Source organism: Aeromonas sp. FDAARGOS 1408 (assembly GCF_019048665.1).
Classification (GTDB): domain Bacteria; phylum Pseudomonadota; class Gammaproteobacteria; order Enterobacterales; family Aeromonadaceae; genus Aeromonas; species Aeromonas dhakensis.
On sequence record NZ_CP077394.1, the window covers coordinates 4,584,908 to 4,597,500 of the forward strand.

Genomic DNA, 12,593 nt, shown 5'->3' on the forward strand with positions numbered 1-12,593 from the left:
CCTCTCGGCGGGCCTATCCTCCATACTTGGGGCAAGACCCTTCCCGCTTCGCATTGCCATTCAAAGGATATTGGCGCCCATGGCTCAACCGTCCCGCTCCATCGACCATCTGCTGGCCTACTCCATGTTTCCGGTCTGGGCCGGAGCCATCCTGATGCTGCTCATCGTGATCGCACTGGCCCAGGTGCCGGCGGCTCAGCGGGTCGAGGAGCGGCGGATGGAGGAGCACTTGCAGCGGGTGATCAGGGCGGTGCAGAACGACATCGGCGCCATGAATGCCTTTACCCGGGACTGGGGGATCTGGGATCAGAGCTACCATTTTCTGGCCCACCCCAACCAGGCCTACATCAACTCCAATCTGCTGGTCGACACCCCGATGCGGGACTTTGAACTCAACGTGTTGAGTTACATGGATTTGCAGGGCTCGGAGATCTGGACCCGCACCCTGTTGCCAGATGCGCCGGACGCGGATACCACCCTGTTGCCTTCCTTTCTGGACGATCTCAAGCTGCAGCTGCTGCGCGAGTCACGGCAGGCGGGCATCAGCAGCCTGAGTGGCGTCAGGCGCTCCCAGTGGGGACCGCTCATCTTTTCGCTGCAGCCGGTGACCGATACCCTCGGCAGCGTCAAGCCCAACGGTTATCTGCTGGCGACTCGCTGGCTGGACAAGCGCTATCTGCAGGATCTGGGGGAACGGACCGCGCTCACGCTGACCATAGCCCAGCCAAGAACGCATGAGCATCTGGGCTCCTTCAAGCCACTTGGGCCGCATATGAGCTACCGGCTGGTCGATCTCGGGTTGCAGCAGGTCAGAGGGGAGGGGTTGCTGCTCGACAACGACGGCGAGCCTGTATTGACCCTGATCGTGGACGAGGAACGGGACGTGTTGCTGGGGGCGATGGAGGGGGCGATCTGGACCTTCATCGGCATGCTGCTGATAAGCTTCGCCTGCATTCTGATGGCACTGGCCCGGCTGCGCGCCATCGTGCTGGGGCCGATCGGCGAGCTGGTGGGGGCGCTGCACCAGTTTACCGAGAAGCAGGACGCGAGCGTGCTGCCCATCATCGACAGCAGCCAGGAGATGGCGCTGCTCAGCCGCAAATTCCGCGAGATGGCGGCCAGGATCAGCCTGCACCACAGTGCCCTGCAGGCCCACTCCTCCCGCATGGAGGTCGCCGCCTATACGGATCCACTGACTCATGCCTTCAACCGCCGTTATCTCGATGAGTGGTTGCTGAACCGCCAGGATCCGGCGGCAGGCTGGGTGCTGGTGATCCTGGATCTGGATCACTTCAAACGGGTCAACGATCGCTTCGGCCACGACATCGGCGATCTGCTGTTATGTCAGCTGGCCGAGCTGCTGCGAGGGGCGCTGGATGAGGAGGAGCCGCTGATCCGGCTGGGTGGCGAGGAGTTCATGCTGTTGCTGGCCAGAGAGGAGCCAGGGCAAGTGGCGGAACGGATCGAGCGCCTGCGCCGCAAGATCGCCGACTGCCGTTTCGGGCGGGAGGAGCTGCCGCTGCGCATGACCGTCTCGTTGGGATTCTGCGATTATCCTCTGCATGCGGAGCTGGAGGACTCTTTCTGGAGTCTGAGTTTCAAGCTGGCGGACATGGCCCTGTACCGGGCGAAACAGGAGGGCCGGGATCGCTGGCGTGGATACAGCGGCGAGCTGGGGCGGGCACAGTGGAGGTTGAGCCCGGAGCAGCTGGCGGAAGGGGAGTGGCTGTTGTGCCAGGCCTCCCACGCCAACCAGCCGGTCTAATGGGTCAGGATCAGCAGGGCCATGCCGAGCACGAAACCCAGCAAAATAAACAGAAAAGAGCCAATGCCCCAGATGGCTGCCAATATGGCTACTATTTTGTCCCTTCTGGTTTGTGGTTTCATAAAGAATTACTTACAGCCCGGCTACATGGCCCGCAAAAATACTCTTGTTGGACGAGTGAAACAACCGTTTTCAGTCGTTTTTATCCGCAATAAGATATATTGAAATTATTTCTTATTGTGGTTGGTAAGGCGGCAAACCTATCCAGTTAATTGTTTTTATTTGATATTTTTGGTGTTTTTCTCGATGCTCAGCATGGCTGGAAGCTGCTGTACACATCTATCTATTTCTTGGTAACGTTTGAGCTAAATCAATAACTCGGCATTCACATCCCTTTATAGTTTTCGGGCTTGCAACATATAAAACGAAAACTAAAAGGAATACGTGATGAAAAAGATCCTTCCTCTGATGATCGCAGCAGCGCTTGCGTCCCCCGTCGCCATGGCTCACCAGGCCGGCGATTTTCTGGTGCGTGGCGGCCTGGCTTTCGTTTCTCCGCAAACGAGCAGTGACAACGTGCTGGGTACCGGCGAGCTGGAAATCGACAGCAATATGCAGCTGGGTCTGACGCTCTCCTATCTGATCACCGACAACTGGGGTGTCGAGCTGCTGGCGGCCACGCCCTTCTCCCACTCCGTCTCCACCGCCGGTCTGGGCGAAGTGGCCAAGGTCAAGCACCTGCCGCCGACCCTGATGGCGCAGTACTACTTCGGTGATGCCAACAGCAAGGTTCGCCCCTATATCGGTGCCGGTATCAACTACACCACCTTCTTCGACGAGCAGGGCCGCGGTGCGCTGGATGGTACCGACGTGAGCGTTGACTCCTCCTGGGGCATGGCCGGTCAGGTCGGTCTGGACATGGCGATCAATGATCGCTGGTTCGTCAACGCTTCCGCCTGGATCATCGATATCGATACCGATGTGCACACCGCCGTCGGGACCATCAATACCTCCATCGATCCCATGGCCTTCATGTTTGGTGTCGGCTATCGCTTCTGATAGGACACAGGGTTGGCCTCCCCACGGGCCATTACAGCTAGCATGTCTCTTTGGCCCGGCACAGTCCGGGCCCTTTTACGTTCAGGCCACTCCCCGCCAACTGTGATCCAACCCCATATAGATCAATAAAATACCCTCGGTCTCCCCTCTATAATTCGCCCCTTGTGCCGATAGTGTCTATGTTCACGTTACCTTTCCCCCACGAGTGAGGATGTCTCCATGGGTTTATCTATTGTGCAGCGGATCATCGCCGGATTTGTGTTGATGCTGCTGCTGTTGATCCTGCTGGGTGTGATCAGCACCCTGAAGATCAGGGGCATCAACGACGGTTTGTCGCAGGTTTCCGACCGGGCAACCCCGTTGGTGATTGCGGTGGCCGGTTTGAAGGGCGCCCTGCAGGACAGCAACCGCTGGGTGCTGGTCTACCGGACCAATGAGGATGGCAGTCAGTTGCCGCAGCTGGCCAGCCAGTTCAAGGAGCAGCAAGCGCGTTTCAGCCAGCTAAGCCAGGAGATGGACAAGTTCAGCGGAGTGGCCGAGGCCGGTTCCCGCTTCCAGCAGGTCGATGCGGCGACCAAGCAGTTCTACGGCCTGGCCGAACAGGTGCTCTCCCAGCACAGCCAATGGGTCAATGCCCAGGATCGGCGCCACAAGCTGGAGATTGCCTTCATCCGGCTGGAAGACACCTACCAGTGGGCGGCCGATCTGCTGCTGCAGCAGACCGCCAGCAAGCGCTCCATGCGCAACAAGGCGGAGCTCATCACCTCGGGCATCGCGCGCGACTTGAAGAACATTCGCCGGGCCGATGCCAAGACCGACCTCAACGAACTGGAGAAGGTGCTGAGCAAGGACATCGAGATGGCGCGCAAGCGGCTTGACCGGGTGCTGGTGCCGGATGACGTGAAGCAGCGCTTCGTCTCCAACCTCGACCGGATGCAGGAGCTGGCGCTCGGCCCGCAGGGGCTGCTCGCCACCATGCGCAATGCCCAGCAGCTGGCCGCCTCGCTGCAGACCCTCAATCAGCAGCTCGACGCCAGCCTGATCAACAGCCTGGGGCTGCTCGACGAGATGGGACAGTCGGCCGGCTCCATCGCCAGCCAGAGCCGCACCACGGCGGATGATGCGGTCAGCAGTGCCAGCTTCTGGATCCTGATCGTGGCCGCCATCTCGGCTGCCGCCGCCCTCATCATCGGCTATACCACGGCGCGCAGCATTCAGCGCCCGCTGCAGATGATCAACAAGGAGCTGGATTACATGGCAGCCGGGGACATGACCCGCCGCATCAATTACCGCAGCAGCTGCGAATTCGGCGCCCTGGCCCGTTCCATCGACGTGCTGGCCGGCAAAACCGGCGAGCTGCTCTCCCAGATCAATGCCGGCTCCCGTCATCTGGTGGAGGAGGCGAGCCGCGCCGCCGAGATAAGCGAAAGGGCAGTATCCCGGGTGCAGGATCAGAAGAGCCAGACCGATCAGGTGGCCGCCGCCATCACCGAGCTGGAGGTGAGCGCCACCGAGGTGGCCCGTTCCACCGACGGCACCAAGCGGGAAGTGGATCTGGCGGATGACGAAGCCAGAACCGGCCGCCAGAAGGTGGCAACCACCCGTCGCATCACGGAACAACTGGCCGGAGCCATGGAGGAGGCCGTCGGCATCACCTACAAGCTGGGCGAATTCAGCGACAACATCGGCAGCATTCTCGACGTGATCCGCAGCATCGCCGAACAGACCAACCTGCTGGCGCTGAATGCAGCCATCGAGGCGGCGCGGGCTGGTGATGCCGGCCGCGGCTTCGCCGTGGTGGCCGACGAGGTGCGGGCGCTGGCCAACCGGACCCAGACGTCGACCGAAGAGATCCAGGCGATGATCGAAAACCTGCAGAGCTCGAGCAAGCTGGTGGTGGAGGTGATGGGACGCAGCCAGGAGCAGACCCACAGCTGTGTCGAACAGACCCGTGAGATGGATGCGGCCCTGCAGTCCATCGCCGACCGGATGAGCGCCATCAAGGCGATGGCAGATCAGGTGGCGCACGCAGCTCAGGAGCAGATCTCGGTCAGCCAGGGGGTGGCACGTCACATCTCCGGCATCGCCGAGGTGGCCTACGAGACCGAGCGGGAGGCACGGGAATCGGCCAGCAGCAGCGAGGTACTGGCGGATCTGGTGGCCAAGCAGCAGCAATTGATCGCACATTTCAAGGTTTAGGAGGGCTTATGTCTAACAAGTGGATCGGGGCCCTGAGTCTCCTGTTGTGTGGTCAGCTGATGGCCAGCGAGCTGGTGATCGAGAGCTGGCGGATAGATGACAAGGCCTTGTGGGAGCAGAAGATCATCCCTGCCTTTGAGGCCTCCCACCCGGGCATCCAGGTGAAGTTCAACGGGGTGCAGAACGTCGACTACATGCCGACCCTGTGGGCCAGCCTGAAGGAGGGCAAGGCGGGGGATCTCATCACCTGCCGGCCGTTCGACGACTCCCTGGCCCTGTTCAAGGCGGGCCATCTGGCGGAGCTGACCGAGATGTCGGGGATGGAGAACTTCCCGAGTTTTGCCCAGTCCCCCTGGCAGACCGACTCCGGCGCCCAGACCTTCTGCGTGCCCATGGCCTCGGTGATTCACGGCTTCTTCTACAACAAGAAGATTTTCAGCGAGCTGGGGCTGAGCGTGCCGCAGACCCGGGATGCCTTCTTCGCGGCGCTGGACAAGGTGAAGGCCGATGGCCGCTATGTGCCGCTGGCCATGAGCGGCTCGGAAAGCTGGGTATCCTCCGAACTTGGCTTCCAGAACATAGGCCCCAACTACTGGAAGGGGGAGGATGGTCGGCTGGCGTTGATCGGCGGGCAGGAGCGCTTTGACAACCCGCCCTACATCAAGGTGTTCGAGGAGCTGGCGCGCTGGCGTCCCTACCTCGGCGAAGGTGGCGAGAGCCGCGACTATGCCGCGACCAACGAGCTGTTCACCTCGGGCAAGGCCGCCTTCTACGTGGCGGGTTCCTGGGAGATCGCCCCCTTCACCGGCAAGGTGGACTTTGGCGTGATGCGCCCGCCCGTGGCGAAGCAAGGTGATGGCTGCTTCTTTACCGATCACACCGACATCGGGATGGGCATGAACCCGGCCAGCAAGAACAAGGAGGCAGCCATGGCCTTCCTGCAGTGGCTGACCACGCCCCAGTTTGCCGAGCTCTATACCAACTCGCTGCCCGGCTTCTTCTCCCTCTCCAACCACTTCTTCGAGGTCACCAACCCGGCGGCGAAGGAGATGATGGAGTGGCGGGATCAGTGCGATTCCACCATCCGGGTGGCCACTCAGATCCTCTCTCGCGGTACGCCCAAATTGGGTGACGAACTGGCCGAAGTGAGCCAGGCCGTGCTGCTCGGCAAGATGGAGCCCAAGGCGGCAGCCGATCGGCTGGAGCAGGGGCTGAAGGGCTGGTATCCGCCCCATCAGGGCAACAAGGTGAAAGGGGCAGATTGCCAGTGTGACGCTCCTGCCGCCGTGCCTGCGGTGTCGGCTGCAGCGGCGACCACCGAGCCTGCTGCTGCACCTGTCGCGACGCCGGTGGAGGCAGAGACACCAGCCGCCCCGGCGCCGTCAGCAACGCCTGCCGCAGCGGCATCTGCGGCGGCAGCCCCGCTACCGGCGCAGTCGGCTGAGGTGGAGCAGGCGCTCTCCAATGAGCTGGAAACGCCGCAGCAATAGCTGCCAGCAGATACACCACGGGAGGCATCAGCCTCCCGTTTTCTTTGCTGCCTGTGCTCTGATTCATTGCTCCGTACGGGGCCAGCGGCAGAGACTGCCGATGCGGGCCACCGGGGCAAAGCCGAGCGAGCGATAGACCCGCTGGGCGTGATAGTGCTCGTCGGCCACTATGATGAGCCGGTCGACCCGCGTCAGCCCGTGCCGGGCAACCTGGTTCAGCAGCTGGCGGCACAATCCCTGATTGCGCCATGCCTGCCGGGTGCGTACCAGCTGGAAGCGACCCAGGGTGTCGGTGAAAAAGAGACCGCAACTGGCGACCAGCTGCTCCTGCTGCCAGATCCCCCACCACTGACCCAGCCCGTCCCCGATCATCGCCTCATACAACTGGCGGCGTGATTGCAGATAGGGCAGGTAGCTCTGCTCCGAATGGCCGGGATCCCGCTCCTCCAGTTCAAAGGCCAGCCACTCGTCCCAGTCGGTCGGAGTAAAGGGACGCGCAGCCACCGTCGCGGCTGGCGGTTGCCAGTCGGTGGCCTCCAGCGCCAGCACCACGCACTCCATGTATTGGTATCCCGCCGCCACGAAGCCGGCGACCCGGCTGTTCTGGCCGGCCGCGAGAGGCCACTGGAAGGTGCGGTGTCTGACCCGGGGATCCTGCCCGATCAGCTTGTCGAAACTGGCCTCGAGCCAGCCCTTGTCGTGATCGCTGGGGGGGAAGGGGAGCAGCAGATAGTTGCCAAAGTAGTAATCGGGAGCATCGGGAGTGCGCACGGCCCAGAACTGCTCATGGTCGACCACGTTGCCCTGATAGCGATCGAACAGCAAGTCGGTGGCAAAGCCGGGGTGGGTGTCCATGATGATGCTCCTGCGAATGGTTCAATTGGTTATCGGCAGGAAGGAAAAGAGGTTGAAAAGGGGCCGGAGAAACCTCCGGCCAAACAATCACACGCAGATTCAGAACGTCCAGGACGATCTGCGTTCATCATAACGCGACTCGCCGGATTTTGGGATGGGGTGCCAATCGTTACTTTGGCTTTATTGCCAAATAAAAATCGGCGGCCTTCATCTCGCTGTAAAACAGTGTTGACTTTGTGTCATTTTCTCATAAAGATAGAAAGACGTTTAGACGTCCAAACATCCGTTTTGACGTAGAGAAATGGATTGCAGGGCAGGGAGAGAGCAGATGGGATTTCACAGCGCACGTCAGGTTGAGGCACTCAACCAGAGTCTGGCAGATTTGAGTGGCGACATTTCGGTCAGTTTCGAGTTTTTTCCGCCCAACAGCGAAGGGATGGAAAATACCCTGTGGCAATCCATCGAGCGATTGAAGGTGCTGGAGCCCAAGTTCGTGTCGGTGACCTATGGTGCCAACTCGGGCACCCGGGATCGCACGCACAAGGTGATCAAGGACATCAAGGAGCGGACCGGTCTGATCGCTGCCCCGCACCTGACCTGTATTGACGCCAGCCGCGACGAGCTGCGCACCATTGCTCGCGACTACTGGAACAGCGGTATCCGCCATATCGTGGCGCTGCGCGGCGACCTGCCCCAGGGGCTGGAAAAGCCGGAGATGTATGCCACCGACCTGGTAGCCCTGCTCAAGGCCGAAGCGGACTTCGATATTTCAGTGGCCGCCTATCCGGAAGGTCACCCGGAAGCGCGCAGTGCGCAGTCGGATCTGCTCAACCTCAAGCGCAAGATCGATGCCGGTGCCAACCGCGCCATTACCCAGTTCTTCTTTGACGTCGAGACCTACTTGCGTTTTCGGGATCGCTGCGCCGCCATCGGCATCGATGCCGAAATCGTGCCGGGGATCCTGCCGGTCTCCAACTACCAGACCCTGGCCAAGTTTGCCGGTTTCACCAACGTGAAGATCCCGCGCTGGATGCATCAGCGTTTCGAAGGGCTGGACAACGATCAGATGACCCGCAACATGGTGGGGGCCAGCATCGCCATCGATCAGGTACGGGTGCTGAGTCAGGAGGGGGTGAAGGATTTCCACTTCTATACCCTGAACCGCTCCGAGCTGACCTACGCCATCTGCCATACCCTGGGGGTGAGGCCGAAAGGCCAGCCGTAACGGATCGCGGGTACAAAAAAAGCCAATGAGCTGCTCATTGGCTTTTTTGCTATGGCGACCAATCAGGGTCTGGTGGGGGCGATCTCTTTGGGTTCGAGATCGATCACCGCATTGCCGGCGGCGCCGGGGTACTGGTGATAGCTCTGGTCCTGCTCCAGGGTGTAGAAGGTATCCAGATAGTCATCGTTGTTGGTCATCCAGGAGTCGGGCAGCGCCTTGACGATGCGGCCACCGAGATCGAGGAAGGGCAGTGCCTCGGGCACGCCGCCAGCGGTGAAGGCCAGCTTGAGGGCATCGATGAACAGGCCGCTCAGCTCCTTGTAGTTGACGTTGTCGTCCTGCTCCATCATGACGATGTCGACGGCACCCCAGCGATAGCGATCCCAGTAAACCAGGATCTGGTTGGGGGTGTAGTCGGTGTTGTCATAGTCAAGATAGGGCATGTCGACGATGTCGACCACTGGCTCATCCCGGCTGGGATTGACCCCTGCTACCACCGCATACACTTCGGCCGCACCCAGCAGCCAGGGCTCCTGATCATCCTTCAACCGAATTTTCTTCAGGATGCTGGTCTTGAGCGGTGCCGTGCTGGCAGCCGCACGGGGAGCCACCTGCATGTCGGCGGCAGCCAGCGCCTTGCGGATCACCTTGAGGCCGGCGTTCTTGGCCTTGACGGGATCGGCCTCAACGACCAAGACCGGACGGGCCGGTGCCTTGTCCACATCCAGATAGACGGGGTTGCCGGCGCTGTCGAAGGCTTCGATGGCGCTCCAGCTCTTCTCATCTCCGCTCGGTACATAGGCGACCAGCGGCTCGACACCCTGCTGCAGCGCGGCGGCCTGCTCCGGGTTGGCCAGTCGCAGTTGCATCAGCTCCTTGACCTCACCGTCCAGCCCTTGCCGGCTGATGGCCGCCTGGTTGGCATCCCGCGCCTGACGTTTCAGGCGCGGACTGGCCTTTTGCAACAGGTTGGGCAGCGGGCTCTGGTACTCCTGATTGCTCAGTAGCAGCAGCAGGTTCTTCTGCTGCAGCGCGAGCTGGCGGGCCAGCTCCCGATCGGTGTCGGCAGCGTGGGCGGTGGTGGCGCCCAGCAGTGCCAGTAACAAAATGACAGCCTGATTCCTCATTATTATTCTCCAGTTTATGAGTCTGACATGAGGCACGCATCGGGGAAGAAGAAGTGCCTCGCCACCACTTAATGGCAATTAGTTTCAGCTGTGAACCAAATTCTCTGAATTATGTGCGGTGTCTCACGGGGGGCTCCCCAGATGGTCAGGTCAGTTTCTCCGCTGGTTGACTTGATGCAGGATGATGCCGACGAGCAATCCCCAGCAGGCGGCGCCGATGCCGAGCAGGCTGATGCCGGAGGCGGTGATGATGAAGGTCAGCAGGGCGGCCTCACGGGCATCGTCGTGTTGCAATGCGGTGTGCAGGCTGCTGCCGATGGTGCCGAGCAGCGCTAGCCCGGCGACACAGGTCACCAGCGTGGCCGGGAAGGCCGTGAAAAGGGCCGCCACCGTGGCCCCGAAACAGCCGGTCAGCAGATAGAAGCCCCCGGCCCATACCGCAGCGGGCCAGCGCCGGTTGGCGTCCGGATCCACCTCTTTCCCCATGCAGATGGCTGCAGTGATGGCCGCCAGGTTGAAGGCGTAGCCGCCGAAGGGGGCCAGTAACAGGCCGGTCAGGCCGGTCCAGGTGATAAGAGAGGAGGTGGCGGGTTGATAGCCGTGGGCCCGCAAAATGGTAATGCCGGGCATGTTCTGGGAGGTCATGGTGACGATGAACAGCGGCAGGGCAATGCCGAATAGGGCATCAAAAGAGAACGCTGGCCAGACCATGACCGGGCCGGCCAGTTGCCAGTGAATGGCGTCAAGCTGCAGCTCCCCTCGCAACAGACAGATGAGGATCCCGACTGCCAGCACCAGCACCATAGTATAGCGTGGCCAGAGATGGCGGCCGAGCAGGAATGCCAGCAACAGGCTGCCGAGCAGCAAGGGATCGGCTGGCGCAACCTTGAACAGATCCAGTCCGAACTTGAGCAATACCCCGGCCAGCATGGCCGCCGCCAGTTGGGCCGGGATATGACGCATCAGCCGATCGAACCAGCCGCTGATGCCGCACAGGGTGATCAATAGAGAAGAGATAACGAAGGCGCCGATGGCCTCGGCCAGGGTGAAGTTGCCGAGACTGGTGATGAGCAGGGCGGCACCCGGGGTCGACCAGGCGGTCAAGACAGGGATGCGGTAATAGAGGGAGAGGCCGATGCAGCTGATACCCATGCCGATGCCCAGTGTCCATAGCCAGGAGGCGAGCTGGGCAGCATCGGCCCCCGCTGCCGTGGCTGCCTGAATGATCAGGATGACCGAACTGGTGTAGCCAACCATCACGGCGATGAAGCCGGCGACCAGGTGGGGAAGGGCAAAGGGCATGGTGACGTCCTTGTGGGGTTGTGACGGCTTGTGCGTTATTGCGTACAATATTGCTTCAGACTATATCGCTGTGCGCTATAGCGCACAAGGCGATTCAAGCAAGCGCAACAAAGAGGCAGTCATGCAAGAGATGAATCAGCATCTGGCCCAACGTCTAAAAGGCTTGCGCAGCGAACTGGGCTGGAGCCTGGATGTAGCGGCGCGGGAAACGGGAGTGAGCAAGGCCATGCTGGGCCAGATTGAGCGGGGGGAGTCGAGCCCGACGGTGGCCACGCTGTGGAAGATTGCCACCGGCTTTCGAGTCTCTTTCTCCAGCTTTATCGAGCCGGCTCCCACGGCGCAGGACGATGTGCTTTATCGCACCGCCGATGCCATTCGCCAACAACCGGCGGGAGAAGGCATGCAGGTCGCTCCCCTCTTCCCTTATGAGGGGCGTTTTGGTTTCGAATTGTTTGAGCTGACTCTGTTGCCCGGCTATCAACGAGAGTCAGAACCCCATGAACCTGGGGTGACCGAACATGTCATCGTCATCAGCGGCCAGATGGAAGTGCTGGTGGAAGGGGAGTGGCGCTCCTTGACGCAGGGGGAGGCGGTGCGTTTCGCGGCCGACCGCCCCCATGGCTATCGAAATCAGGGGGTGGCCCCTGCCATCTTCCACAATCTGATCCACTATCCGGCCAGCAGATCTTGACCCTCACGGGTCAGCCAGGACGCCCATCTGCCCGGGGGCTGGTCAGTATGGGGGTATAGACCCAGACAAACAGAGCATATGCCAGGCTCCAGGCAAGGCCGCTCAGGTTCCAGCCGTACAGGGTATAGGCAGGCCAGAGCAGCGGGATCAGCACCCGGAGCAGGGTGGCCATGATGACCAGCCCGAACGCGCACTGGATCCTGCGCCCCACCTGCAAGGCTCGACCGCTGTGGCCGAGGGAGACCCTGGCTATCATCCCCAGGATCATGGTCCCCATGCAGCCGGCACTGAGCAGGTGGCTGGCCAGCGACAGGCTGATGGGCAGGCCGGCAGCCAGAGCTCCAAGGGCGAGCAGACCGAGAGGAATAAACAGGTAGGCTAGGTGCAGCGACCACAAGAGGGGTTGGCCAAGGGTGGACGGCAGTCGCCAACGCAGCTGGCGCCACAAGTGCAAAACGGTCGCCACCATATATAGAGGAAGCATATAGAGGCTGGTCACCCATGGGGTGGGTAGCAGCAGCCAGCTCACCAAGGTGAGCCACAGCGTGGCAAGGGAAGCCCGCTCCAGCCAGAGAATAGGGACGGATTTTTCCATCCCGGTGGCTCTGGCGGTAAAGAAGGGAATGACTCGTCCTCCCATCACGGCGATCAGGGTCGTGAACAGCAGCACAGTGGTGATGAGCAGATGTTCCATGTCTGCCCACTGTGTCTGCCACAGCCAGCTGGCGGCGTTGAGCAGGGTCAGAACGACAAGCAGAGGCACAAAGAAGAGGTTGCGCCACTGCCTGGTTACCACTATGGGTTTGGCCAGATACCAGGCGCAAAGAGGCAACCAGAGCAGGTCTGCCGCCATCAAGAAGGTGTTGTGTTCACCCAGCCA

General features: G+C 61.1%; 10 protein-coding genes (1 of these 10 cut by a window edge). 6 read left to right on the forward strand and 4 right to left on the reverse strand.

Going from position 1 to position 12,593, the window contains the following annotated elements; all coding sequences use genetic code 11:
- Window positions 1-79 precede the first annotated feature (79 nt).
- From I6L38_RS21235 to I6L38_RS21250, 4 genes are all read left to right on the forward strand, one after another.
- Window positions 80-1,765 (forward strand): diguanylate cyclase, encoded by a 1,686-nt coding sequence (locus tag I6L38_RS21235; protein ID WP_216988908.1) that lies wholly within the window; start codon window positions 80-82, stop codon window positions 1,763-1,765.
- 447 nt (window positions 1,766-2,212) lie between these two features.
- Complete coding sequence (locus I6L38_RS21240; protein ID WP_005306049.1) at window positions 2,213-2,824, forward strand: OmpW family outer membrane protein; 612 nt, start codon at window positions 2,213-2,215, stop codon at window positions 2,822-2,824.
- A gap of 219 nt (window positions 2,825-3,043) precedes the next feature.
- Window positions 3,044-5,023 (forward strand): methyl-accepting chemotaxis protein, encoded by a 1,980-nt coding sequence (locus tag I6L38_RS21245; protein WP_043172004.1) that lies wholly within the window; start codon window positions 3,044-3,046, stop codon window positions 5,021-5,023.
- Between the two features lie 8 nt (window positions 5,024-5,031).
- Window positions 5,032-6,513, forward strand: a complete 1,482-nt coding sequence (locus tag I6L38_RS21250) for an ABC transporter substrate-binding protein (protein ID WP_099360446.1) — start codon at window positions 5,032-5,034, stop codon at window positions 6,511-6,513.
- A gap of 63 nt (window positions 6,514-6,576) precedes the next feature.
- Here the strand turns inward: I6L38_RS21250 and I6L38_RS21255 are convergent, their stop codons facing one another.
- On the reverse strand, window positions 6,577-7,368 hold the full coding sequence (locus I6L38_RS21255) for a GNAT family N-acetyltransferase (protein WP_216988909.1): 792 nt from the start codon (window positions 7,366-7,368) through the stop codon (window positions 6,577-6,579).
- 328 nt (window positions 7,369-7,696) lie between these two features.
- On the opposite strand from I6L38_RS21255, the gene metF reads away from it, so the two are divergent.
- Entirely contained in the window at window positions 7,697-8,593 is an 897-nt protein-coding gene (gene metF, locus I6L38_RS21260) for a methylenetetrahydrofolate reductase (protein ID WP_017780899.1), read from the forward strand.
- Window positions 8,594-8,655: 62 nt separating this feature from the next.
- Here the strand turns inward: metF and I6L38_RS21265 are convergent, their stop codons facing one another.
- On the reverse strand, window positions 8,656-9,720 hold the full coding sequence (locus I6L38_RS21265) for a DUF3103 family protein (protein WP_043172007.1): 1,065 nt from the start codon (window positions 9,718-9,720) through the stop codon (window positions 8,656-8,658).
- A gap of 150 nt (window positions 9,721-9,870) precedes the next feature.
- Window positions 9,871-11,022 carry a benzoate/H(+) symporter BenE family transporter gene (locus I6L38_RS21270; protein ID WP_043172008.1) on the reverse strand — a complete coding sequence of 384 codons (1,152 nt, stop codon included), beginning with the start codon at window positions 11,020-11,022 and terminating at the stop codon, window positions 9,871-9,873.
- Window positions 11,023-11,143: 121 nt separating this feature from the next.
- Between I6L38_RS21270 and I6L38_RS21275 the strand changes: the two genes are divergently transcribed.
- Window positions 11,144-11,713, forward strand: coding sequence for a helix-turn-helix domain-containing protein (locus I6L38_RS21275; protein WP_005306022.1), 570 nt, complete (start codon window positions 11,144-11,146; stop codon window positions 11,711-11,713).
- A 10-nt stretch (window positions 11,714-11,723) separates the two neighbouring features.
- On the opposite strand, the gene I6L38_RS21280 is transcribed toward I6L38_RS21275, so the two are convergent.
- Window positions 11,724-12,593, reverse strand: partial view of an NnrS family protein gene (locus I6L38_RS21280; RefSeq protein ID WP_043172009.1) — the 3' portion only. 327 nt of this gene lie beyond the right edge of the window; only the last 870 of its 1,197 coding nucleotides appear in the window; its start codon lies beyond the right edge, outside the window; its stop codon occupies window positions 11,724-11,726.